The organism is Xylophilus sp. (assembly GCA_009914555.1).
Taxonomy (GTDB): Bacteria; Pseudomonadota; Gammaproteobacteria; order Burkholderiales; family Burkholderiaceae_C; genus WNDY01.
Genome location: WNDY01000021.1, coordinates 38732 through 62328 on the forward strand (window position 1 = coordinate 38732; position 23597 = coordinate 62328).

General features: G+C 70.6%; 25 protein-coding genes. 17 read left to right on the forward strand and 8 right to left on the reverse strand.

Translation table 11 applies throughout. The annotated features are described in order from the left end of the window. Window positions 1-7: 7 nt before the first annotated feature. The gene (gene ribBA, locus GAK38_RS11355; protein WP_325344175.1) at window positions 8-1132 is read right to left on the reverse strand and encodes a bifunctional 3,4-dihydroxy-2-butanone-4-phosphate synthase/GTP cyclohydrolase II; all 1125 of its coding nucleotides are present in this window, start codon (window positions 1130-1132) and stop codon (window positions 8-10) included. Between the two features lie 396 nt (window positions 1133-1528). On the opposite strand from ribBA, the gene GAK38_RS11360 reads away from it, so the two are divergent. From GAK38_RS11360 to GAK38_RS11370, 3 genes are all read left to right on the forward strand, one after another. Further along, a complete protein-coding gene (locus GAK38_RS11360) occupies window positions 1529-3706 on the forward strand; it encodes a TonB-dependent receptor (RefSeq protein ID WP_443089200.1) in 2178 nt (725 codons plus the stop codon). A gap of 78 nt (window positions 3707-3784) precedes the next feature. Further along, complete coding sequence (locus tag GAK38_RS11365) at window positions 3785-4942, forward strand: HD-GYP domain-containing protein (protein WP_325344177.1); 1158 nt, start codon at window positions 3785-3787, stop codon at window positions 4940-4942. A gap of 45 nt (window positions 4943-4987) precedes the next feature. Next, complete coding sequence (locus GAK38_RS11370; protein ID WP_443089198.1) at window positions 4988-5575, forward strand: glutathione peroxidase; 588 nt, start codon at window positions 4988-4990, stop codon at window positions 5573-5575. A gap of 345 nt (window positions 5576-5920) precedes the next feature. Here GAK38_RS11370 and GAK38_RS11375 read toward each other — a convergent pair whose 3' ends face one another. After that, window positions 5921-6535: a glutathione S-transferase family protein gene (locus GAK38_RS11375; RefSeq protein WP_325344179.1), complete on the reverse strand. Its 615-nt coding sequence runs from the start codon at window positions 6533-6535 to the stop codon at window positions 5921-5923. Window positions 6536-6633: 98 nt separating this feature from the next. Here GAK38_RS11375 and purB point away from each other — a divergent pair, with 98 nt between their 5' ends. After that, on the forward strand, window positions 6634-8013 hold the full coding sequence (purB, locus tag GAK38_RS11380; RefSeq protein WP_325344181.1) for an adenylosuccinate lyase: 1380 nt from the start codon (window positions 6634-6636) through the stop codon (window positions 8011-8013). A gap of 3 nt (window positions 8014-8016) precedes the next feature. Here the strand turns inward: purB and GAK38_RS11385 are convergent, their stop codons facing one another. Further along, a complete protein-coding gene (locus tag GAK38_RS11385) occupies window positions 8017-9006 on the reverse strand; it encodes an aliphatic sulfonate ABC transporter substrate-binding protein (RefSeq protein WP_325344183.1) in 990 nt (329 codons plus the stop codon). A gap of 117 nt (window positions 9007-9123) precedes the next feature. Here GAK38_RS11385 and GAK38_RS11390 point away from each other — a divergent pair, with 117 nt between their 5' ends. Both GAK38_RS11390 and GAK38_RS11395 read left to right on the forward strand, forming a co-directional pair. Then, entirely contained in the window at window positions 9124-10245 is a 1122-nt protein-coding gene (locus GAK38_RS11390) for an aryl-sulfate sulfotransferase (protein WP_325344185.1), read from the forward strand. A gap of 43 nt (window positions 10246-10288) precedes the next feature. Further along, window positions 10289-10849, forward strand: coding sequence for a YaeQ family protein (locus GAK38_RS11395; protein ID WP_325344186.1), 561 nt, complete (start codon window positions 10289-10291; stop codon window positions 10847-10849). A gap of 52 nt (window positions 10850-10901) precedes the next feature. Here the strand turns inward: GAK38_RS11395 and GAK38_RS11400 are convergent, their stop codons facing one another. Further along, window positions 10902-11810 (reverse strand): LysR substrate-binding domain-containing protein, encoded by a 909-nt coding sequence (locus tag GAK38_RS11400; RefSeq protein WP_325344187.1) that lies wholly within the window; start codon window positions 11808-11810, stop codon window positions 10902-10904. Window positions 11811-11896: 86 nt separating this feature from the next. On the opposite strand from GAK38_RS11400, the gene GAK38_RS11405 reads away from it, so the two are divergent. From GAK38_RS11405 to GAK38_RS11425, 5 genes are read left to right on the forward strand one after another with little or no spacing between them, the layout of a single operon-like run. Continuing rightward, on the forward strand, window positions 11897-12790 hold the full coding sequence (locus GAK38_RS11405) for an amidohydrolase family protein (RefSeq protein ID WP_325344188.1): 894 nt from the start codon (window positions 11897-11899) through the stop codon (window positions 12788-12790). A gap of 8 nt (window positions 12791-12798) precedes the next feature. Continuing rightward, window positions 12799-13650, forward strand: coding sequence for an SDR family NAD(P)-dependent oxidoreductase (locus tag GAK38_RS11410; RefSeq protein WP_325344191.1), 852 nt, complete (start codon window positions 12799-12801; stop codon window positions 13648-13650). A gap of 30 nt (window positions 13651-13680) precedes the next feature. Continuing rightward, window positions 13681-14658 carry a Bug family tripartite tricarboxylate transporter substrate binding protein gene (locus tag GAK38_RS11415; RefSeq protein ID WP_325344193.1) on the forward strand — a complete coding sequence of 326 codons (978 nt, stop codon included), beginning with the start codon at window positions 13681-13683 and terminating at the stop codon, window positions 14656-14658. A gap of 10 nt (window positions 14659-14668) precedes the next feature. Further along, window positions 14669-15187, forward strand: a complete 519-nt coding sequence (locus GAK38_RS11420) for a carboxymuconolactone decarboxylase family protein (RefSeq protein WP_325344195.1) — start codon at window positions 14669-14671, stop codon at window positions 15185-15187. After that, complete coding sequence (locus GAK38_RS11425) at window positions 15187-15810, forward strand: hypothetical protein (protein WP_325344196.1); 624 nt, start codon at window positions 15187-15189, stop codon at window positions 15808-15810. Before GAK38_RS11420 ends, GAK38_RS11425 begins: the two co-directional genes overlap by 1 nt. Here the strand turns inward: GAK38_RS11425 and GAK38_RS11430 are convergent. Further along, a complete protein-coding gene (locus GAK38_RS11430) occupies window positions 15756-16190 on the reverse strand; it encodes a DUF3717 domain-containing protein (RefSeq protein WP_325344197.1) in 435 nt (144 codons plus the stop codon). The genes GAK38_RS11425 and GAK38_RS11430 overlap by 55 nt on opposite strands. Window positions 16191-16593: 403 nt before the next feature. On the opposite strand from GAK38_RS11430, the gene GAK38_RS11435 reads away from it, so the two are divergent. The 3 genes from GAK38_RS11435 to GAK38_RS11445 all read left to right on the forward strand — a co-directional run bounded on the left by GAK38_RS11435 (window position 16594) and on the right by GAK38_RS11445 (window position 18348). Then, on the forward strand, window positions 16594-17352 hold the full coding sequence (locus GAK38_RS11435) for a TerC family protein (RefSeq protein WP_325344199.1): 759 nt from the start codon (window positions 16594-16596) through the stop codon (window positions 17350-17352). A 71-nt stretch (window positions 17353-17423) separates the two neighbouring features. Then, on the forward strand, window positions 17424-17900 hold the full coding sequence (locus GAK38_RS11440) for a hypothetical protein (protein WP_325344201.1): 477 nt from the start codon (window positions 17424-17426) through the stop codon (window positions 17898-17900). Between the two features lie 94 nt (window positions 17901-17994). Continuing rightward, the gene (locus GAK38_RS11445; protein WP_325344203.1) at window positions 17995-18348 is read left to right on the forward strand and encodes a phage holin family protein; all 354 of its coding nucleotides are present in this window, start codon (window positions 17995-17997) and stop codon (window positions 18346-18348) included. Here GAK38_RS11445 and GAK38_RS11450 read toward each other — a convergent pair. Together GAK38_RS11450 and GAK38_RS11455 are read right to left on the reverse strand one after the other, a co-directional pair. Beyond that, window positions 18307-19836 (reverse strand): M48 family metalloprotease, encoded by a 1530-nt coding sequence (locus GAK38_RS11450; RefSeq protein WP_443089199.1) that lies wholly within the window; start codon window positions 19834-19836, stop codon window positions 18307-18309. The two genes, GAK38_RS11445 and GAK38_RS11450, sit on opposite strands and share 42 nt — an antisense overlap. Before the next feature lie 33 nt (window positions 19837-19869). Then, window positions 19870-21291, reverse strand: coding sequence for a mannose-1-phosphate guanylyltransferase/mannose-6-phosphate isomerase (locus tag GAK38_RS11455; protein ID WP_325344205.1), 1422 nt, complete (start codon window positions 21289-21291; stop codon window positions 19870-19872). A 69-nt stretch (window positions 21292-21360) separates the two neighbouring features. On the opposite strand from GAK38_RS11455, the gene moaC reads away from it, so the two are divergent. From moaC to GAK38_RS11470, 3 genes are all read left to right on the forward strand, one after another. Then, window positions 21361-21855 carry a cyclic pyranopterin monophosphate synthase MoaC gene (moaC, locus tag GAK38_RS11460; protein WP_325344207.1) on the forward strand — a complete coding sequence of 165 codons (495 nt, stop codon included), beginning with the start codon at window positions 21361-21363 and terminating at the stop codon, window positions 21853-21855. Next, entirely contained in the window at window positions 21852-22766 is a 915-nt protein-coding gene (locus GAK38_RS11465; RefSeq protein WP_325344209.1) for a LysR family transcriptional regulator, read from the forward strand. The genes moaC and GAK38_RS11465 overlap by 4 nt, the downstream gene beginning before the upstream one ends. A 130-nt stretch (window positions 22767-22896) precedes the next feature. Beyond that, complete coding sequence (locus tag GAK38_RS11470; protein WP_325344211.1) at window positions 22897-23349, forward strand: tripartite tricarboxylate transporter substrate-binding protein; 453 nt, start codon at window positions 22897-22899, stop codon at window positions 23347-23349. On the opposite strand, the gene GAK38_RS11475 is transcribed toward GAK38_RS11470, so the two are convergent. Beyond that, a partial coding sequence (locus GAK38_RS11475; RefSeq protein WP_291783619.1) for an IS3 family transposase occupies window positions 23312-23597 on the reverse strand: 286 nt, incomplete at its 5' end. The two genes, GAK38_RS11470 and GAK38_RS11475, sit on opposite strands and share 38 nt — an antisense overlap.

Below are 23597 nucleotides of genomic sequence, written 5' to 3' on the forward strand. Positions count from 1 at the left end.
GTCGTCGTCAATCCTTGTGGTTGATGTAGCCCACGAGCTCCAGGCCGTAGCCCGCCATGCTCGGCATGCGCCGGGCCTGGCCGAGCAGGTTCATGCGCTGCACGCCGCATTCGCGCAGGATCTGCGCGCCCACGCCGTAGGTGCGCAGGTCCATGCGGCCGCGCTCGGGCGCCTGGGCGGCGCGGGCGGTGCCTTCGAACTGGGCAAGCAGGTCGGCGCTGCTTTCGGCGCAGTTGAGCAGCACGGCCACGCCGGCGCCGCTGCGGGCGATGTGGCGCAGGCTGGCGTCGAGGTTCCACGAGTGCATGGAGCGGTTGACCGCCAGCGCGTCGAGCAGCGAGGTGGGCTCGTGCACGCGCACCGGCACCACGTCCTCGGGCTTCCAGCTGCCGTAGACCAGGGCGAGGTGCACGTCGCCGCTGGGCTTGTCGCGGAAGGCGCGGGCGGTGAAGCGGCCGAAGGCGGTCTCGATCTCGCGCGTGCCGGCGTGGGCCAGCAGCGATTCGGTGCGGCTGCGGTATTCGATCAGGTCGGCGATGGTGCCGATCCTGATGCCGTGCCGGGCGGCGAACAGCTGCAGGTCCGGCAGGCGCGCCATGGTGCCGTCGTCGTTCATGACCTCGCAGATGACGGAGGCCGGCGACAGGCCGGCCAGCGTGGCCAGGTCGCAGCCGGCCTCGGTATGGCCGGCCCGCATGAGCACGCCGCCGTCGACTGCCTGCAGCGGGAAGATGTGGCCGGGCTGCACCAGGTCGCTCGGCTTGGCGTCGCGGGCGACGGCGGCGGCCACCGTGCGGGCGCGGTCGGCGGCCGAGATGCCGGTGGTCACGCCCTCGGCCGCCTCGATCGAGACGGTGAAGGCGGTTGCGTGCTTGGCGCCGTTGCGCGCCACCATCGGCGGCAGGTGCAGCCGCTCGCAGAGTTCGCGCGAGAGCGTCAGGCAGATGAGGCCGCGCGCGTGGCGGGCCATGAAGTTGATCGCCTCGGGCGTGACGTGGTCGGCGGCGAGGACGATGTCGCCCTCGTTCTCGCGGTCCTCTTCGTCCACGAGGATCACCATGCGACCGGCGCGGATCTCGGCGACGATGTCTTCCACCGGCGAGATCGGCTCGGGTTTCAGGGGGGTGGTCATGGGATTCTTTCGGGAAGCGGCGGCGCTCAGGGGGCCGCGGCGGGAGCCGGAATTCTACGCGCGTCGCAGCAGTACCCGCAGTGGCTGCAAGGCGGGGTGGAAATACTCATGCCAGGACCGTGCCGTGGTGCTTGGAAGAAGAGCGCTGGAGCGGCATTCATCTGGGAGTATGTGGGGGCGACGCATGCCGGTCAGCCCGGTGCGACCGCCCGCTCGGTGGGCGGCGGGCTGCATCGCCATCTTTCCGCTGTCGTGGCCGAGCAACAACCTGTCACTTTCGCGCAGGCGCCGCAGGGTTGTTCTCGACGGCGCAGCGCGGAGGAAAAAAAATCGGATTCATTCTCAATTGATAGATCGATCGAATCGAACGCCGTGACTCCTTCCCGCCTTTTCGCGTTGTCCCCGCTGTCGCTGGCCGTCCTGATGGCCGCAGCCGCCCCGGCCCAGGCCCAGCAGGCCGCGTCGTCGTCTGCCGGCGCCGCCGACGCCACCCTGTCCACCGTGACCGTCAACGCCAGCGCCGACGCGTCGGCCGAAGGCCTGACCAAGCCCTACGCCGGCGGCCAGGTCGCCCGCGGCGGGCGCGTGGGCCTGTTGGGCACGCAGGACACGATGGACACGCCGTTTTCCATCACCAGCTACACCAGCGAGCTGATCCAGAATCAGCAGGCCCGCAGCGTGGCCGACGTGCTGCAGAACGACCCGGCCGTGCGCGTGGCGCGCGGCTACGGCAACTTCCAGGAAACGTATTTCATCCGCGGCTTCATCCTGAGCTCCGATGACGTCGCCTACAACGGCCTGTATGGACTGATGCCGCGCCAGTACACCTCGGCCGAGCTGTTCGAGCGCGTCGAGGTGCTGCGCGGCGCCAGCGCCTTCCTGAGCGGCGCGACGCCCTCGGGCGGCGGCATCGGCGGCAACATCAATCTGCTGCCCAAGCGCGCGCCCAACGAGCCGCTCAACCGCATCACCGTGGGCGTGGCCAGCGGCGGCCAGCCCTATGCGGCGGCCGATGTCGCGCGGCGCTTCGGCCCCGACCAGAGCACGGGCATCCGCGTCAACCTGGCGCACCGCCAGGGCGACACCGCCGTCGATGGCGAAAGCGTGGGCCTGAACGTCGCCTCGGTCGGCCTGGACTGGCGCAGCCGCCGCGCGCGCCTGTCAGCCGACGTCGGCTACCAGAACTACAAGCTCAATGGCACGCGCCCGAGCGTCACCCTCAGCGGCGTCACCGACGTGCCCGCGGCGCCGAAGAACACCACCAACTACGCCCAGCCCTGGACGCACTCCTACGAGCGCGACGTCTACAGCACCGTGCGCGGCGAATACGACTTCAGCGACAGCGTGACCGGCTGGTTCGCCGCCGGTGCCCGCAAGGCCGACGAGAACAACCGCCTGGCCGGCGTGACAGTGACGGACGCATCCACCGGCGACGGCACCACCTACCGCTACGACAACCACCGCAAGGACACCGTCAAGACCGCCGAGTTCAGCCTGCGCGGCAAGTTCGACACCGGCGCGGTCAAGCACACCGTCGTCGGCGCTTTCTCGTACTACGGCCTGCACGAGAAGAACGCCTACGTGATGGACTACTGGAACACGTTGTCCACCAACATCTACTCGCCCGCGAGCCACGCCCTGCCCGCCGTTAGCGGCTCGGCCTACGCGGGCGGCGACCTGGCCAACCCCGGCAAGCTGAGCACCGTGCGCCTGACCAGCCTGGCGCTGGGCGACACGCTGTCGCTGCTGGACGGCAACCTCCTGGCGACGCTGGGCCTGCGCCACCAGAAGCTGTCGAGCACCAGCTACAACTACAGCGACGTGATGAGCGGCACGCCCTACGACGAAAGCCGCACCAGCCCCGTGGCGGGCATCGTCTTCAAGCTGCGGCCGGGCCTGTCGGTGTACGGCAACTACATCGAGGGCCTGTCGGCGGGCGAGAACATCACCGGCACCTACCGGAATGCGGGCACCTCGCTGCCGCCTTACGTCTCCAAGCAGAAGGAGGTCGGGGTCAAGTACGACGGCGGGCGTTTCGGCGGCAGCCTGGCCTTCTTCTCCACCGACAAGCCGGGCAAGCTGGTGGTGGACAACACCGTCACCGCCAATGGCAAGGACCGCCACCAGGGCCTGGAGTTGACGACCTACGGCGAGCCGGCCAGGGGCCTGCGCGTGCTCGGCGGCGTGACCTTCCTCGACGCCAAGCAAAAGGACACCGGCAGCAGCACGACCGAGGGCCGGCGCGTGATCGGCGTGCCGCGCCAGCAGGGCAACATCGGCGTGGAGTGGGACGTTCCTCCACTGCGCGGCCTGACGGTCGACGCCCGCGTCGTCGCCACGGCCAGCAGCTACGCCGACAACGCCAACACGCTGCGTGTGCCGGGCTGGGCGCGCCTGGACCTGGGCGTGCGCTACCTGACGGAGTTCAACGGCAAGCTGCTCACGCTGCGCGGCCGTGTGGACAACGTGGCCGACCGCAGTTACTGGAGCTCGGTCGGAGGCTATCCGGGCAACGGCTATCTCGTGCTCGCCGCGCCGCGCACGTTCACTGTAAGCGCCTCGGTCGACTTCTGACCAGGCTCCCGCAGGCCGTTTCCTGCCGGGAAACAGGCCTGCGGAACGGGGCGCGCATGACGTACCATCCTGCGTTCCATGAGCCTCGTCACCCTCAATTTCAACGCCATCCGGCTCGGCCACCCGCTGCCTTTTCCACTGCGCGGCGCCAACGGGATGCTGCTGGCGCAGAAGGGCTACGTGATCCCGTCGCGCGAGGACCTGGACCATCTCATCGCGCGCGGCATGCAGCTGTGCGTGGACACCGACGAGGTCGGGCCCGACCAGACCGTCTACCTCTCGCGCCAGCGCGGCCTGCGCTCCACGCCGGTGCCCGAAGCCGGCGGGCGCGAGGCAGGGCCGCCTGACTGGATCGAGCTGCAGATCCGTGCCACCCAACTGCTGCGCGCGCCGCAGGTCGCCGGCTTCGGCCAGCGCTTCGAGCACCTGCACGACGAACTGGCCCGCCACGTGCGCCGCGCGCCCGACGCCGCGCTGCTGGCGCTGATCTACCTGTCGGCCGACGAGACCCGCATGTACAGCGCCACCCATGCGCTGCTGGTCAGCGCGGCCTGCATGCTGACCGCGCGCGACGTGCTGCGCTGGTCCGACGAGGAGGTCGGACTGGTCGGCCGCGCCGCCCTGAGCATGAACGTCGGCATGACCGCGCTGCAGGACACGCTCGCGCGCCAGGTCACGCCGCTGCGCAGCGAGCAGGTCGAGCAGATCGGCACGCACCGCGACCGGTCCGGCGAACTGCTGCGCGAGGCCGGCATCGACCATCCAGTCTGGCTCGAAGCGGTGCAGCACCACCACCTGCGCGAGCCCGGCCGCCTGGCCGACAGGACGCCGGCGCGCCGCATGGCCCGGCTGATCCAGCGCGCCGACCTGTTCGCCGCTCGCATCGCGCCGCGCGTCTCGCGCCCGCCGATGGCGGTCACCGCCGCCATGCAGGCCAGCTATTTCGACGAGGACAACCGCATGGACGAGGCCGGGGCCGCGCTCGTCAAGGCGCTGGGCATCTACGTGCCGGGCTCCTTCGTGCGGCTGGCCAGCAACGAGGTCGGCATCGTCACGCGCCGCGGCGCCAGCGGCACCACGCCGCGCGTGGCCGTCCTCCTCAACCGCCAGGGGTTGCCGGTGGCCGAGACCACGCAGCGCGACACGTCCCACGTCATGTTCAAGGTGGTCGGCCACCTCACCGCCCGCGAGGCGAAGGTGCAGTGGCCGCTCGACAAGGTGCTGGCGCTGGCCTGACGGCGGTGCGCGGCACGCCCCGATCCTTCCTCCGAGGCTGAAACCATGCGCACCTTCATCGTTGCTCCGATCCTCTCCCTGATGCTGGCAGCGCCCGCGCTGGCCGCCGGGCACGCGGCAGACCCGCCCGCGCCCGCCGCCGCGCCGGCCGCCTGCCCGTCCACGCTCCAGTACAGCTTCGACCGTCTCCAGGACGAGAAGCCGCAGTCGCTGTGCCAGTACACCGGCAAGGTGCTGCTGGTGGTCAACACCGCGAGCTTCTGCGGCTTCACGCGGCAGTACCAGGGGCTGGAGGCGCTCTACGGCCGCTACCGCGACCGCGGGCTGGTCGTGCTCGGCTTCCCGTCGAACGACTTCGCCCAGGAAAAGGGCAGCAACCAGGAGATCGCCGCGTTCTGCGAGAACACCTTCGGCGTCAAGTTCCCGATGTTCGCCAAGTCGCATGTGGCGGGCCGGCAGGCGAGCGACTTCTACCAGAGCCTCGCGGCCCAGGCCAACGGCCAGCAGCCCGCATGGAACTTCCACAAGTACCTGCTCGGCCGCGACGGCCGCGTGGTCGGCAGCTACCCCAGCAAGGTCGAGCCGGACGATCCCAGGCTGATCGCCGAGATCGAACGGCTGCTGGCGCGCTGATGCGCAGGCGACACAAATCTTTACGCGGCGCCGGCCGAAACGTGGGAACTTCGAACCCTCGGTTCCTCTCCGAGATGTGTGGGCGGCGCGAGCCGTTCACATGGCATACGAGTGTTTATGCTGCGAAGCCTTCCAGATGCGTCTGGTCGAAATCCCGGAGCGGTTCTCCTCCCTCCCTCTCAATTCGTTCCGGGGCGCTTCGCAGCATCTTTATTCCCTTCCCCCCTTTTTTCCTGATTCCCAGGTCCGCGCGGCTTTGCACGCCGTCCGGAGCCCGTGTGCGTCCGGGCATTGCTGAACAGGGGGTATGCCTTGCAGGCGCACGTTTTCCGTGCGCTGCCAGCCTTAACCGGGGAGGGTATCCTTGAAGCTCTGGCGCTGCTCCAGCTTGTCGAGCAGGCGTACCAGGTTTGGATGCGCATCGCGCCAGCCGATCTGCGGATGGCGGAACGTGATCCAGGCCAGCGCGCAGCCCACGGCCACGTCGGCCAGCGACAGGTGGATGCCCGCGCACCAGGGCTTGTCGCCCAGGCCCAGGCTGATGGCCTTGAGGCCGGCGTCGATCTTGCCGGTCTGGCGGTCGATCCAGGCCGGGCTGCGCTCGCCCTCGGCACGGCCGGGCCAGGTCGCTTCGAGCCGGGCAGCCACGCCGGCGTCGACCACGCCGTCGGCCAGTGCTTCCCAGGTCTTGACTTCGGTGCGCTCGCGGCCGCCGGGCGGGATCAGCTTGCCCACGGGCGAGAGCGTGTCGAGGTATGCCACGATCACGCGCGAATCGAACACCGCCTCGCCGCCTTCCATCACCAGGCAGGGAGCCTGGCCCAGCGGATTGGCCGCGGCCAGCTGCGGCGCCGCTTCCCAGGGGTTCTCTTCGATGAACTGGTAGTCGAGTTTCTTCTCTGCCATGACCACGCGCACCTTGCGCGCATAGGGGCTGGAGCGGGAACCGATGAGCTTCATGGCGGTGGGGGCGAGAGCTGGCGCAGGCCAGCGGGGACGGGCGGCGCGGGAGCGTCGATTCTATCGGCCGGCCGCCGGCCACCTCCTACAATCCGGGGATGAGCTTCACCCCCGTTTCCGCCCTGTCGCCGCTGGATGGCCGCTACGCCGCCAAGCTCGCCCTCCTGCGCCCCCTCATGAGCGAACAGGGCTACATGCACCGCCGCGTGCAGGTCGAGGTGGCCTGGTTCATCGCGCTGTCGGACGCCGGCTTCGCCGAGTTCAAGCCGCTGTCGCCCGGCGCGCGCACCTACCTGCTGGGTCTGGTCAAGAACTTCTCCGCCGCCGACGCCACGGCCATCAAGGAGATCGAGAAGACCACCAACCACGACGTCAAGGCCGTCGAATACTGGATCAAGTCCAAGTTCGAAGCCCGGCCCGAGCTGCAGGCGGCCGCCGAGTTTGTGCATTTCGCCTGCACCAGCGAGGACATCAACAACACCAGCCACGCCCTGCAGATCAAGGCCGGCCGCGACCAGGTGCTGCTGCCCGCGCTCGACGCCATCATCACCCGCCTGCGCGAGCTGGCCCATGCCCATGCCGCCGTGCCGCTGCTCGCGCGCACCCACGGCCAGACGGCCAGCCCCACGACCGTCGGCAAGGAACTGGCCAACGTCGTGGTGCGCCTGGTCGCCGCGCGCGAGAGGATCGCCGGCGTCAAGCTGCTGGCCAAGATGAACGGCGCCGTCGGCAACTACAACGCCCACGTCTCGGCCTGGCCGGAGTTCGACTGGGAGAACTTCAGCCGCAGGGTCGTCGAGACGCCCGAGCCGCTGGGGCTGGGCCTGAACTTCCAGCCCTACAGCATCCAGATCGAGCCGCACGACTACATGGCCGAATTCTTCGACGCCGTGGCCCGCACCGACACCATCCTCGTGGACCTGTCGCGCGACATCTGGGGCTACATCAGCCTCGGCTACTTCAAGCAGCGCCTGAAGGCCGGCGAGATCGGCTCCTCGACGATGCCGCACAAGGTCAACCCGATCGACTTCGAGAACGCCGAAGGCAACCTGGGCCTGGCCAACGCCCTCCTGCGCCACCTGAGCGAAAAACTGCCGGTGAGCCGCTGGCAGCGCGACCTGACCGACTCCACCGTGGTGCGCAACATCGGCGTGGCGCTGGGCTATGCGGTGCTGGCCTACCAGTCGCTGCTCACCGGTCTGAACAAGCTCGAACTCAACGAGGAGGCGCTGGCCCGCGACCTCGACGCGGCCTGGGAAGTGCTGGCCGAGCCGATCCAGACGGTGATGCGCCGCTTCGGCGTGCCGGGCGCCTACGAGAAGCTCAAGGAGGTCACGCGCGGCAAGGCCGTCACGCGCGAGGCGCTGCATGGGCTGATCCGCTCGCTGGAGATTCCCGAGGCCGAGAAGGCGCGCCTGCTCGCACTCACGCCGGCCGCCTACGTCGGCAAGGCTGCGGAACTGGCCCGCAGGGTCTGACGCTCAGCCCTTCGCGGCGGGCGCCTTCCACACGATGTCGCGCACCGTGAACTTCTTCGGAACGATGCCGAGCGCATAGAAGTTGTCGGCGAGCTCCTGCTGCTGAGCGATCTGGGCGTCGGTCAGCGGGCCGACGGAGAATTCCGCGCGCGCGAACGCGGCCTGCCAGGTCGGCGCATCGATGCCCGTGGCCTCGGCCGCCAGCGCGGCCAGGTCGGCGCGGTGGGCGCCGGCCCATTCGGTCACCTGGCGGATCTCGTCGACCGCGGCTGTGATCACCGCCGGGTGCTTCCCGGCGAACGGGCGGTGCGCGAGGTAGTAGGACGAACTCGCGAGCCGGCGGTCCGACGTGTCTGCGAGCACGCGCGCGCCATAGTGCCGCTCGGCGATCGCGTAGTACGGATCCCAGACCACCCAGGCATCGATGTTGCCGCCGTTGAAGGCCGCCGTCGCATCGGCCGGCGCAAGGTAGGTCGGCACCACGTCCTTGAGCGTGAGGCCGGCCAGCGCCAAGGCCTTGATCGCCACGTTGTGCGCGCTCGAGCCGCGGCCGAAGGCCACGCGCCTGCCCTTGAGGTCGGCCAGCGAGCGCACCGGCGAGTCGCGCGGCACCAGCACCGCATGCTGGGCCGAGGGCGTGCCGGCCACGTAGACGATGTCGGAGCCGCCGGCCTGGGCGAAGATCGGCGGCGTGTCGCCGACCGAGCCGATGTCGATCGCGCCGTGGCCCAGCGCCTCCAGCATCGGCGGGCCGAACTGGAACTCGACCCACTTCACGCTCTGCACACCCAGCGGCCTGAGCCGCGTCTCCAGCGACGGCCGCTTGCGCACCAGCAGCAACAGCGCCGAGCCCTTCTGGAAGCCGACGCGGAACTCCTGCGGAGCCGATGGCGGCTGTTGCTGCTGCTGCGCGAATGCGCCGCGCGATGCCAGCGCCGGTGCGCCGGCCAGGGCCAGCAGGGCGCGGTGGATGGTTCTGCGATTCGTCTGCACGGTGCCTTCCTCTCCTGATGGGCGGGGGAACCGGCCATTCTTGGACGGCCCCGCGCCGGCGCCAAACATGGATTCGGCATAAGCACATGTGGCCGCCGGTGCCGAGAATTCCGCGCCATGACCACGTCCGAACTCCCCGCCACCAGCGTCGACCAGATCACCCAGCGCCGCCGCGGCACCGGCCTCATTGCGCGCGACGCGCAGCGCGACGCCGGCGGCTACACGCTGATCGCGCCGCAGACCGGCGGCGGCCGGGTCTGGCTCGTCGATGCCGACGGCGCCGTCGCCCACCAGTGGCAGCTGCCGGTGCGCCCGGGCCGCCATGCGGTGCTGCTGCCCAACGGCAACCTTGGATACAACGGCAGCCATGCCGATTCGCCCGCGCGCTATGCGGCCTGGTCGATGTGGCACGGCGGCGATTTCTACGAGGTCACGCCCGGCGGCGAGGTCGTCTGGCGCTACCAGGACCCGGCCCACCACCACGACGCGCTCTGGCTGCCCGACGGCCATCTGCTCTATGCCGCCTGCGAACCGGTGCCCGACGCGTTCGCCGCCCGCGTGCCCGGCGGCCACGGCACGGCCTCGCCGCTGCACGCCGACGTGGTGCGCGAGGTGGACCGCAGCGGCCGCCTGGTCTGGGAATGGCGGGCCGCCGAGCACCTCGACCCGGAGCGCTTCCCGATCCACCCGGGCTTCGGCCGGGTGCATTGGCCGCTGGTCAACGGCCTGGGCGTGCAGGCCGACGGCACCGTGCTGCTGAGCCTGCGCACCACGAGCGGCGTGGTCGGCGTGGACCGCGCGACGGGTGCCGTGCGGCTGCACATCGGCCCCGACGTGCTGTCGCACCAGCATGCGCCGGTGCCGCTGGCCGACGGCCGCATCCTCGTGTTCGACAACGGCAACTTCCGCGCCGGCAGCCACGTGAGCTATTCGCGCGTCGTCGAGATCGAGCCGGCCACCGGCGCTGTCGTCTGGTCGTACAGCGACCCGGTGGTCCAGGCCTTCTACACGCCGTTCATGGGCAATGCGCAGCGGCTGTGGAACGGCAACACCCACATCACCGAATCGGCCACGGGGCGGCTGTTCGAGGTCACGCCGGCCGGCGAGGTCGTGTGGGAATACGTGATCCCCTGGTTCGCCGAATACCCCGACGCCGAGGCCCGCGCCACCGGCCCGGGGCTGCTCAACAGCGTGTTCCAGACCTTCCGCTACCGGCGCGAGCAGATACCGTGGCTGTAGCGCGGTATCGTCGCGGGTTTCCCGCACGACGAACCGCTGCCGCATGGCCCTCAAATCCATCATCTTCAAGGCGAACCTCGCGATCGCCGACATCGACCACGGCTACTACGCCGACCATGCGCTCACGCTCGCGCGCCATCCGAGCGAGACCGACGAACGCATGATGGTCCGCCTGGCCGCGCTGGCGCTGCAGGCCCACGAACTGCACGACACCTGCGGCGGCGACGGCACGCTGGCCTTCGGCGCCGGCCTGTCCGACCCCGACGACCCGGATGCCTCGCTGACCGACTTCACCGGCCGCAAGCGCCTGTGGATCGAGGTCGGCCAGCCCGAGGACAAGCCGCTGTCCAAGGCCTGCAGCAAGGCCGACAGCGTCATCGTCTATGCGTTCAACCACGCAGCCGAAGTCTGGTGGAAGGGCATCGAGAACAAGCTCTCCCGGCTCGACCGGCTGCAGGTCTGGCGCGTGCCGACCGAAGCCGCGCAGGCCCTGGCCGGCCTGGCCGAGCGCAGCATGCAGCTGCAGGCCACGATCCAGGAGGGCGTGCTCACGCTGGGCTCCAACCGGGGCGCGGTCGATATCGAATGCGTCCGTTGGAAGTAGGGGTATAGGCCGCTAGCGCGCAGCGAGAAGTCGCTCTGGGGCCCTACTCCGGCTAGTTTGACGACTTGGGCGCAGCTGGCGCGTGGTAGGCGGTCGCCAGCTCGCGCAGCAGCTGCGTCGCATGGCGCACGGTGCGCGTGATCGGCCGGGCCAGCGGCGTGGCCAGCACCACGCGGTTGCGCACGGCCGGGCCGTACAGCGCGGCCACCTGTGGCGCCCGCGCGCCGCTCCACAGCGTGAGCCCGCTGCGCGGCAGCACCGTGGCGCCCACGCCGCGCTCCACCAGCGACAGCACGGTGCGCACCGAATCCACCTCGGCCACCACCCGCAGCGCCACGCCGCGCGGGCGGGCCTGTTCCTCGATCAGCCGGCGCAGCGCGTTCGGCCCGCTCGGCAGCACGAGCGCGAGGTTCGACAGGTCGGCCACCCGCATGCGCGCCGGCAGCGGTTCGGCCGACACCACCACCACCGGCTCGCGCGCCAGCGTCTCGTACTGCAGCGCCGCGGCATAGGGCGGGTCGAACAGCAGCGCCATGTCGAGCCGCCCGGCCACCAGCCATTCGCGCAGCCGCATGCTCAGGCCCTCCTGCACGCTGATGACCGCATCGGGATAGGCGACGCGGAAGCGCTCCACCAGGTCGGCCGCCAGCGCATAGGCCACGCGCGGCGGCAGGCCGACCGTGACCTGCCCGCGCGGGCTCGCCTGGCGCTCGGCCAGGTCCACGCGGGCCTTCTCGGCCAGGTCGAAGATGGCGCGCGCATGCGCCAGCAATGCCACGCCGGCCTCGGTCGGCTCCACGCCGCGGCCGGTGCGCACCAGCAGGCGCTGGCCCAGCTCCTCCTCCAGCAGCTGCACCTGCCGGCTCAGCGCCGGCTGCGACAGGTGCAGCGTGGCCGCGCCGCGGCTGAAGCTGCCGGCTTCGGCCACGCCGGCGAAGTAGGCCAATCGTCCCAGGTCCATGGCAGTGCTTGGTGATTCAGTTTTTCGATAGCTGGTATCGAGCCTAACCTATGGCTCGGCGAAGGAGCGGCTTCCACAATCCAGGCATGCCAGCGCCTTCCCCGTCCTCTCCCGTGCAGACCTACCTGCCGCATCCGTCGCGGCCGCGGCCCGCGCTGCCGCCGGGCGCCTGCGATGCGCACTGCCACATCTTCGGCCCGGCCGACCGCTTTCCGTATGCGCCGCAGCGCAGCTTCACGCCGGTGGATGCCACGCGCGAGCAGCTGTTCGCGCTGCACCGCATGCTCGGCATCGAGCGCTGCGTGCTGGTGCAGTCGGCCGTGCACGGCTTCGACAACGCGGTGATCGAGGACGCGATCGCCGCCGGCGGCGGCCGCTACCTCGGCATCGCGCTGGTGCCGGTGGACGTGGCCGATACCGAGCTGCAGCGCCTGGCCGCGGCGGGCTTTCGCGGCGTGCGCTTCAACTTCATGGCCCACCTGCCGTCGGCCGACCCGGCCGCGGTCGTCGCGCTCACGCGCCGGCTCGCGCCGCTGGGCCTGCATCTGCAGGTGCACTTCGAAAGCAGCCTGGTGCACACGCTCGGGCCCGTGCTCGCGCAGTCGGCCGTGCCGGTGGTGATCGACCACTTCGGCCGCGTCGACGCATCGCTCGGCGCCGACCATGCCGACTTCCGCGCATTGGCCGCGCTGCTGCGCAACCCGCTGTTCCACGTCAAGCTCAGCGGCGCGGACCGCAACAGCCGCCTTGCATCGTCGCATCGGCCGCCGTATGCCGATGCGACGGCGCTCGCACGGCGGCTGCTGGAGGCCGCGCCCGAGCGCTGCTTCTGGGGCACCGACTGGCCGCATCCGAACCACACCCACATCCCCGACGACGGCCTGCTCGTCGATGCGCTGGAGCAGATCGCACCGACCGCGGCGCTGCGCCGGCAGCTGCTGGTGGACAACCCGCAGCGCTTCTACCGCTTCATCGGCTGAGCATCCCCATGACGACGACTCCCTCCTTCGACGACGCCGTCTCGCCGCTGCCGGCCGGCGCCGGCCGCCTGGCCGGCAAGGTCGCCCTGATCACCGGCGCCGGCTCGGTCGGCCCCGGCTGGGGCAACGGCCGCGCGATGGCCGCGCTGTTCGCCCGCGAAGGCGCCCGGGTCTTCGGCCTGGACCGCGACCTGACCCGCCTGAAAGAGACGGCCGAGCGCGTGCGCGCCGCCGGCGGCGAACTGCACAGCGCGCAGTGCGACGTGACCTCGGGCGCCGCCGTGGCCGCGGCCGTGCAGGCCTGCGTCGAGCGCTTCGGCCGCATCGACGTGCTGGTCAACAACGTCGGCGGCTCGGCCAAGGGCGGTCCCGAGGAGATGAGCGAGGAGGTCTGGGACGCGCAGATCGACCACAACCTCACCAGCGTTTTCCTGCTGTGCAAGCACGCGCTGCCGCACCTGGTGCGCAACGAGAACGGTGCGGCCATCGTCAACATTTCGTCGACTTCGGGGCTGCGCTGGACCGGCGCGGCGCAGGTGGCCTATGCGGCGACCAAGGCGGCGGTGATCCAGTTCTCGCGCGTGCTCGCGGTGCAGTACGCGCCGCAGCGCGTGCGCGTCAACACCGTCGTGCCGGGCCAGCTGCACACGCCGATGGTCGAGGTGCGGCTCGCCGGCCAGCGCGCCGGCGGCGACGTGGACGCGCTGCTGGCCCAGCGGCAGGCGCGCATTCCGCTGCCCTTCATGGGCGACGGGCGCGACACGGCGCATGCGGCGCTGTTCCTCGCGAGCGACGAGGCCCGCTTCGTCACCGGCACCGAGATCGTCGTGGACGGCGGCATGTCGGTGCGCTGCGGGTAGATCGCTACATCACAACAACGGAGACCCACCATGCACACCCTCAACCGCCGCCGCCTGTTGGCGCTCGGCTCCAGCGCCGCGCTGGCGGCTGCCGTGTCGGCCGCCCAGGCTCAGGGCGGCCACATCACCCGCCTGGTCGTCGCCTTTCCGCCCGGCGGGCCGGTGGATTTCGTGGCCCGCGCGCTGTCCGACCGGCTGGCCAGGGAACTGGGCGATTCGGTCATCATCGAGAACCGGGCCGGCGCCAACGGTGCCATCGCGGCCGAGTTCGTGGTGCGGGCCGCTCCCGATGCCCGCACGCTCTGGCTCACCAGCGTGGGCGCGGTGGCGATCAATCCGTCGCTCTACGAGAAGCTCGCCTACGATCCCGTGCGCGACCTGGCGCCGGTGGCCATGGTGGTCAGCAATGTCGAGGTGCTGGTGGTGGGCCCGAAGACCAAGGCAGCCTCCGCCCGCGAGCTGGTCGATGCCGCGAAGAAGAGCGGCACGGCCGCCACCTTCGCCTCGTCGGGCACCGGCAGCGTGCCGCACCTGGCGGCCGAACTGCTGCGCGACGTCTCGGGCGCACCGTTCACCCACGTGCCGTACAAGGGCGCCGCGCCGGCCATCGCCGATGTGATGGCCGGCCATGTGGACGCCTTCTTCGGCGACATCGCCGGCGTCCTGCCGCACATCAAGGCCGGCAAGCTGCGGGCCATCGGCATCGCCGCGCCGGCCCGCAGCCCGCTGCTGCCGGACGTGCGCACCTTCGAGGAAATGGGCCTGCACGGCGTCGATTCGGACAACTGGTACGGCCTCTTCGCCGGCGCCAAGGTGCCGGCCGCCGAGATCGAGCGCGTGAGCCAGGCTGTGCGCCGCACGCTGGCCGACAAGGCGGTGGCCGACCGCCTGGCCGCCGCGGGCTCGGAGCCGCGCTGGCTCGCGCCGGCCGACCTGGCCGCCGTGCTGCGCCGCGACGCCGCCAAGTGGGGCAAGGTCGTGCGCTCCAAGAACATCAAGCCCGATTGACCGAGCCGCCATGCGCATCGAACCCATCGCACCGGGGAGCCGCCCCGAACTCGCCGGTCTCGAATCCCGCATCCTGGCCGAGCGCGGCCGCATCTCGCCGCTCTACCAGGTGCTACTGCAGAGCCCGCCGGTCGCCCACGGCTGGGAGCAGATGCTCTCGGCCGTGCGCAACCGCAACAGCCTGCCCGCCGGGCTGCGCGAGTTGCTGATCCTGCGGGTGGCCACCCTGAACCGGGCGCCGTACGAATTCGATGCCCACGTGCCGCATGCGCTGGCCGCCGGCGTGCCGCAGGCCACGGTCGACGCGATGCGTATGGCCGAGCTGCCGGCCGACCTGCCGCTCGGCCCGGCCGAGCGGGCCGCGCTGGCCTATGCCGAGTCGATGACGCGCGCGATCCAGGTGCCCGACGCGGTGTTCGACGGCGTGCGCGCGCACTTCGCCGGCCAGCAGCTGGTGGACCTCACGGCCACCGTCGCGGCCTACAACATGGTCTCGCGCTTCCTCGAAGCGCTTCAGGTGGGCTACTGATGGCAGCCGACGCATGGTGGCTGCTGCAGGCCCGGCTGCCGCGGATCGACGGGCTGCATGCGGCGGCGCAGGCGGCAGCCGACACGGTCGGTGCCCGGCTGCACCGCGCCGCCTGGGCCGCATCGACGGGCGAGGCCTACGCGTATGTGCGCGCAGCGGCGGCGGACGCCGGCGATGCGCTGGCCGCCGCGTTCGCGCGGCACGCCAGCACGGCCGAGGCGCTGCGCGTGTCGCCGCTGGAGCCGGTGTTCGACGTGCCCGGCGCCTCCGCCGGGGCGCAGCCGCTGTTCCACTACGTGGTCGAGACCGATCCGGAGGAGGGCTGGTTCGACGAGATCGGCCGCTGGTACGACACTGAGCACATGCCCGGGCTGGCCGCGGTGCCGGGCAACGTCCGGGCGATGCGCTTCCTCAACCGCGGCCACGGGCCGCTCTCGCTGGCCTGCTACGACCTGGTGACCGATGCCGCGCTCACGTCGGCGCCCTGGCTCGCGGTGCGCGCCACGGCCTGGAGCGACATCGCCCGGCCGCATTTCACCAACACCCGGCGCACGATGTTCGAGGTCGCCTATGCCGACGCAGGCTCCCGGCCGCCGCGCCCTTCGGCTGCGCGCTCCGCATAGCGGTTGAACCGCCAGGCATCGCCTTCGAGGGTGATGCGGTGCCAGGTCGCGCGCTTTTCGGCCGGCGACATGCCGGGCCAGCGCTGCACCTCCTCGAACGTGCGGCCGCAGCCCTTGCAGAGCTCGTCGCCCTGGCTGGTCGAGCAGATCGCGATGCAGGGCGTGTCGGGCGTGCTCTCGTACCAGGCGAGCCAGGCGGCGTAGGCTTCGGGCGCGAAGGCCTCCTCGGCGGCCTCGCTCTCGTGGCGGTAGACCATGCGCGCATACACCTCGGCCAGCGCGCGCAGCTCGGGCGCGAGCGTGATGCCGTCGGGCGACGGCCGGCGGGCGCGCCAGAAATTGATCGCGGCCTCGATGTCGGTGGTGTGGATGCCTGCCATGGATGCGGTAGCGCCAAGGGGGGTGGATCATAGACCCGGGCCCGGCGACCGCGCGGCCGTCCGGGATACCCGACTTGCAGCCGGTGCGAAAACCGTGTTCCAATCCGCCTCACGAAGGGGAGTAGCTCCCGCTTCCGGCCGCCGCAAGGAGGTGCCTCCCACGGCATCGGCAGCCGGCAGTATCGGCAAGTCGTCAATACGAAGTCACAACTTCCGGCTTGCTGGGCATAACGAATATCAGCATGACTCCATGCCGAGCAAGACCTTCGATTGGAACCTGATGCAGGTTTGGTCGAAGTGCGCTCGTGCGTTCCGGCCCCCGTTCGCGGGGCCGCCGCGCGGCACATCCGCCCGGCCCGCATCCGGTTGTTGATCGATATGACTCACGACTCGGAGCTCGTTCATGGAATTCATGTCCGCCCCCTGGTGGTCCGCGCTGCTGGCCATCATCCTCATCGACCTCGTCCTCGCCGGTGACAACGCGATCGTGATCGCGCTGGCGGCCCGCGCGCTGCCGCAGCATCTGCAGAAGAAAGCCATCAGCTGGGGCACCGTTGGTGCCGTCGTGGTGCGCTCCGTCATGACCATCGGCGTGGTCTGGCTGCTCAAGATACCGGGCCTGCTGCTCGTCGGCGGCCTCGGCCTGCTGTGGATCGCCTACAAGCTCGTGGCCAGCGGCGACGACGGCGGCGGCGCGCACGGCCCGACCGCCACCACCTTCTGGGGTGCGATGAAGACCATCATCGTGGCCGATGCGCTCATGGGCATCGACAACGTGCTCGGCGTGGCCGGCGCTGCCCACGGCGCGTTCGACCTCGTCGTGATCGGCCTGCTCATCAGCATCCCGATCGTGGTCTTCGGCAGCACGCTCGTGCTCAAGCTGGTCGAGCGCTTCCCGGCCATCATGTACATCGGCGCCGGCGTGCTGGCCTACACCGCTGCGAAGATGATCGTCTCCGAGCCGGTGCTCGCCGGCGTGTTCGGCACCCGCGAGGCGCCCGAGCAGGCGCTGCGCTGGGCGGTCGAGGCTCTGGCCGTGGTCGCCGTGCTGGGCACCGCCTGGCTGGTGAGCCGCCGCCGCGCCCAGGCGCCGAAGGATGTGCCCGCGTCCCGCCACGGGGAGGGGCCGTCCTCCACCGAAACCGCACAGCGCACCAGCTGACGCCGCGCATGCGATCGTCATCTTCTTCTTCTTCTTCCGACCCTTCCTTCACCCTGACGAGGAGAGCTGCCATGGAAAAGATCATCGTGTACGTGGACGACGCCGGGTATGCGCAGCAGCAGCTGTGCCCGATGGCGCATGCCGGGGATACTCCCCTCAACCGTGCGACGCACTGGGTGCTGGTGGCCTGCGCCCCGCGCATGACGCACCGCATCAGCAAGTGGGTGAGCCACAGCGCCCGCGAGAGCTGGCGCGCCAAGTGGGCTGACAAGCTGTTCGGCGAACTCGTGCCGTGGCTGGAGCAGCGCGGCGAGACGGTGACGCCGGTGCTGGCCCGCGGCCCGCTGCCGGAGCTGACCGGGCGCCTGAAGGCCGAGCACGGCGCGGCGCGCGTGCTCGACGCGCGGCGTCCGAAGTTCGGCCAGGACCTGCAGCCGGTCACCGCGGAGCAGGCGGCTGCGGCCCGGCAGGAGCAGGAAAGCAAGCGCTGGCAGGTGCCGGGCGCGGTGGCCGGCCTGGGAGCCGTGCTGCTGCTGGCCGGGGACTGAGCGCCCTCGCCACCGCGGGCCGCGGAAGCCGTCCGCCGCCGGAAGGCTTGCATCTGCTTTCAGTTTGCAGGGCGGGCTTGCTATGCTGCCCGCCATGAAACTCATCCTGAAATGGCTGCTGAGCGCCGTCGCCCTGCTCGCCGTGGCCTACATCTACAGCGGCGTGCAGGTCGCGAGCTTCGGCTCGGCGCTGGTGGCCGCCTTTGTGATCGGGCTGTTCAACGTGATCCTGCGGCCGATCCTAGTGGTGCTCACGCTGCCGGTCACGATCGTGACGCTGGGGCTGTTCCTCTTCGTCATCAACGCGCTGCTGTTCTGGGCCGCCTCGGGCGTGCTGCAGGGCTTCGCGGTGCAGGGCTTCGTGGCCGCGCTGATCGGCTCGCTGATCTACTCGGCGCTCGGCGTGCTAATCGAGGCTGCGCTCGGAGGCCTGTTCGCGAAGGCGTGACTGGGTCTCGCGCAGCCGGGTGTCGATGATCGACGCCTCGATGTAGTCGCCGCCCGCAGTGCCGAGTCGGCGCGAGAGATCCTGGCCGGCCTTGAAGCGGTCCACCGCCGCGGCGAAGTCCAGGTGGGCGGCGTGCGATTCGGCCTCGGCCCGGATCGCCCGCAGCGGCTGCCCCGCGGCCTGGCAGGCGCCAGCCAGCAGCATCCAGGCGCCGGCATCGCGCGGATGCTCGGCCACCCAGGTCTGCAGCGGCGCGACGGCCTCGCCGCCGCGCTTCAAGCCCAGCAGCGCCTGGGTCGACAGCGTCAGCTCCGGCCGCTGCTTCGCCCTGCCCACCGGCAGGCGCGCCAGCGCGGCGGCCGGGTCGCCAGCGGCCAGGTCGATCTCGGCGCCCAGCAGGTAGGCCTGGCGCGCGGCGGCGGAGTCGGCCTGCACCTCGGGCAGCAGCCGCGCCACGTGGCGCCGCGCCGCGGCCGGGTCGCGCTGGCGCGAGGCGGCCAGCGCCGCCGCGTACAGCACCGCCGCGCGCCGCGCCTGCGGCTGCGACGCGAAGCTGCTGCCGTCAGGCTCGGCCGCCCAGCTGCGCAGCGTGTCCACGCCGACGTCGCTGAGCACCCGGGCGCGCGCGGCCACCAGCGCGTGCTCCAGCGTGGGCGCGCCGTTGCTGGCGCCGGCGCCGGGCGCGTGGAAATGGGCGCGCGACTGCATGTCGGCCATGCGCTCGGTGGTCAGCGGGTGGTTGCGCAGGTAGGGAAAGGAGCTGTTGTCATTGATGCGCGAGGCCTGCTGCAGCTTGTCGAACATGCTGACGAATCCCTCCGGCGCGAAGCCCGCCTGCGTGGCCACGCCGTAGCCGATGCGGTCGGCCTCGCGCTCCATGTCGCGCGAGAAGTTGAGCTGGCTCTGCATCGCCGCGGCCTGGCCGCCGACGATGAGTGCATTGGCCGCCTGCGGGCTCCTGGAGGCGGCCAGCGCGCCGAGGATCATGGAGGCCAGCATCAGCGGCATCTGGCGCGACTGCCGGGTCATCAGCCGCTGGATGTGGCGCTGGGTGACGTGGCTGAGTTCGTGCGCCAGCACCGAGGCCAGTTCGTCGCGCGTGGACACGAGGCCGATCAGCCCGAGGAACACGCCGAGGTAGCCGCCGGGCCGGGCGAAGGCGTTGATCGCGCGGTCGCGGCTCAGCAGGATCTCCCAGGCGAAGCGCTCGTCGATCTCGGGCGTGATCTCGCCGCGCATGCGCGCGGCCGCCGGCAGCGGCTGCCAGATGCCCTGCACGTATTCCGTGAGGACGGCGTCGTCGAGGTAGTCCGGGTCGCGGTACAGCTCGCGCGCGATGCGGTCGCCCAGCCGGCGTGCGTCGCCGGTGGTCATGTCGCTGTTGTCGCCCATGTTGGGCAGCTGCGCCTGCGGCAGCGTGGGCGAGACGGCCAGGCTCAGCGCGAGCGCCAGCGTGCGGAGCCGGGGGATGCTGCTGCGGAAAGCCATCTGCCTATGATGCTGCAGCGCGCCGAACGTTCTCTATTTCCGGCCGTAACTGTCCTCGTAGCGCACGATGTCGTCCTCGCCGAGGTAGCTGCCCGACTGTACCTCGATGATTTCCAGCTCGATCGCGCCGGGGTTGCGCAGCCGGTGCACCGCGCCCAGCGGGATGTAGGTGGACTGGTTCTCCGTCAGCAGGAAGGTCTCGCCGTCGCGCGTGACCTCGGCCGTGCCGCGCACGACGATCCAGTGCTCGGCGCGGTGGTGGTGCTTCTGCAAACTCAGTGCCGCGCCGGGCTTGACGCCGATGCGCTTGACCTGGAAGCGCTCGCCCGCGTCCACGCCGTCGTACCAGCCCCAGGGGCGGGCCACGCGGCGGTGCACCAGGGCTGCGGCGTCGCCGCGCGTCTCCAGCGCGGCGACCACATGCTTCACCTGCTCGGCATGGCTGCGCGCCGCCACCAGCAGTGCGTCGGGCGTGTCCACCACCAGCAGGTCGCGCACGCCCAGGGCCACCACGGTGCGGTGCGGCGCATGGATGTAGGTGCCCTGGGAGTCCACCGCCAGCCCACGGCCGGCGATGCGGTTGCCGTCGGCGTCGGCCGGCGTCAGCGCGGCCACGGCGTTCCAGCTGCCGACGTCGCTCCAGGCGCCGGTGAACGGCACCACGGCGATGTCCGCATGGTGCTCCATCACCGCGTAGTTGATGCTCTCGCTGCGCGCGGCGGTGAATGCGGCGGCATCGGGCCGCACGAAGCTGCCGTCGCGCGTGGCGCCTTCCATGGCACGGCGGCAGGGGGCGAGGATGTCGGGCGCGTGCGCCGCCAGCGCATCGATCAGCGCCTTCGCGCGGCAGAGGAAGATGCCGGCGTTCCACAGCACGCGGCCTTCGAGCAGCAGCGCCTGGGCGGCGGCCTCGGCCGGTTTCTCGATGAAGCGCTCGACCTGCCGGCCCGCGCCGTCCGCTCGCAGGGCGCCGTAGCGGATGTAGCCGTAGGCCGTGCTCGGAAAGCTCGGCACTACGCCGAAGGTGACGATGGCGCCGCCCTCGGCCGCCGCACGGCCCTGCTCGACCATGGCGGCGAAGGCTTCGGCATCGGGGATGTGGTGGTCGGCCGGGCAGAACAGCAGCAGGGCGTCCGGCGCGACCGACAGCGCGGCCAGCGCCATCGCCGGCGCGGTGTTGCGCGCGGCGGGCTCCAGCAGGATGGGGCCGGGCAGGCCGGCGGCGCGCTGCGTGTCGGCCACGGCGAAGCGGTACTCCTCGGCGGCCACGCAGATCGCCTCCTGCGGCCGGCCGGCGAGCCCGGCGACCCGCTCCAGCGTAAGCTGCAGCAGGCTCTTGTCCTGGATCAGCGGCACGAACTGCTTGGGCCAAGATCTGCGCGACAGCGGCCACAGCCGCGTGCCGGAGCCGCCGCAGAGGATGACGGGAAGGCGCGGGGAGGGTGGAAGGGTCATGGGTGGCACGGATGGGCTGCTGCGCGGAACGTAGCACGGAAGTCGGGCGGCTGCCGCCACAATCCGCGCATGACTGCCGATCTTTCCCCCCCGCTCACCCATTTCGACGCCGAGGGCCGGGCCCACATGGTCGACGTGGCCGGCAAGCCCGCCACCCGCCGCACCGCCGTGGCCCACGGCCGCATCTGCATGCAGCCGGCCACGCTCGCACTGGTGCGCTCGGGCACGGCGAAGAAGGGCGACGTGCTGGGCATCGCCCGCATCGCCGGCATCCAGGCCGCCAAGAAGGCCAGCGACCTGGTGCCGCTGTGCCACCCGCTGGCACTCACGCGCGTGGCGATCGCGTTCGACACCGAGGACACGCCCGCGCCGGCCGTGACCTGCACCGCCACGGTCGAGACGGTCGGCCCGACCGGCGTGGAGATCGAGGCGCTGGCTGCGGTGCAGACCGCGCTGCTGACCGTCTACGACATGTGCAAAACGGTGGACCGCGGCATGGTCATCGACGCGGTGCGCGTGCTGGAGAAGCACGGCGGCGCGTCCGGCAGCTTCGTCGCCGGATGAACCTCTCGCTGCGCCACATGCGGGCCTTCATGGCCCTGGCGGACCTGCGCAGCTTCACCCGCGCGGCGGAGCACTGCTGTCTGACGCAGAGCGCCTTCAGCGCGCTCATCGCCAACCTGGAGGCCGACCTCGGCGTGCGGCTCTTCTCGCGCAGCACGCGCAACGTGGAGCTCACGGCCGAAGGACAGGTCTTCCTCGGCACCGTGTGCCATCTGCTGCCCGAGACCGAGCGTGCGCTGGCCGAGATCAAGGACCATGTCGAACGGCGCAAGGGGCGGGTGACGGTGGCCGCCCTGCCGTCGATCGCCTCGGGCATCCTGCCCGCGCTGATCGCCCGCTTCGGCCGCGACTATCCCGGCATCGCGGTGCAGGTGCAGGACGTGGCCAGCACGGTCTGCCTGGAGATGGTGCGCGACCGCAAGGTCGATTTCGCCTTGTGTGCGGCGGCATCGCCGAGATCCGACATCTCCATCGACGTGCTCGCGCACGACACGTTCTTCTTCATCTGCCCGCCGGGCCACCGGCTGGCGCAGCGCAAGCGCCTGTCGGTGCAGGACGTGGTGGACGTTCCGATCGTTGGCTTCGAGAGCAACAGCAGCATCAGCCAGCACCTCGACGCGGCCATCTATCCGCAGCAGTGGCGCCGCTCGCGGCATGTCAACAGCCTCTCGACGGCGGCAGGCTTCGTCGCCGCCGGCCTGGGCGTGACCATCGCGCCGACTCTGGCGCTCTACCAGTTCCGCTCGACCGGACTGCGGGCGATACCACTGACGCTGCCGCTCAACGAGCGCGCCATCTGCCTGGCGCAGCGGCGCGAGGCGACCGAATCGCTCGCGGTGCAGGCATTCGTCGCGTTGCTGCGCGAGCATTTTCCGCAGGCGGTGCAGAAAATCGAGACCCGGCTCGGCTGACGGCCGCTGCCGTGCGGGCAGGTACGCCGGAATTCATCGAAGTTTTCGATATTCCTAGAAAAATTATCCATCCACTGGATGGAAGCGGCGTCCTAGGATGCATCCACAAACATCCCAGGAGACACGCAGCATGGAGACATTTGCCCGGTTCATCGCACGCGGCCTGGTGCTGCTCGCGTGCGCCTTTGCGGCGTCGGCGCATGCCGCCGCGGACGACTATCCGGCCAAGCCGGTGCGGCTGATCGTCGGCATGGCACCCGGCGGCGCCAACGACACGGTGGCCCGCCTGATGGCGGCGGAGCTGTCCAAGAGCTGGCCGCAGCCGGTCGTGGTCGACAACAAGCCCGGCGCCAACAGCACCATCGCCACGGCCGAGCTCAAGCGGTCGCCGGCCGACGGCTACACGCTGATGCTGGTCATCTCCTCGCACGTGACCAATACGCTGCTCTATCCCGGCCTCAGTTACACGCTGGCGGACTTCGCGCCGGTGTTCCTCATCGCGGACACACCGTTTGTGATCTTGCCCCTGATTTACGGACACCTATCTAAGCGACATTGGCCAGCTCGTACTGCTCTGGGCTGAGGTAGCCCAGGGTCGAGTGCAGCCGGATCCGATTGTAGTCAACCTCAATGTAGTCAAACACATGAGCCTTGGCCTGCTCCCGTGTGGCGAGGTGTTCACCATGGATGGCCTCGACCTTCAGACTGTGGTTCCAACTCTCCATTGCTGCGTTGTCGTAGCAGTTGCCTCTGGCACTCATGCTGGCGATCAAAGCGTATTGCTCCAACAGGGCGCGGTGCTCGCGCGAGCAGTATTGGCTACCACGGTCA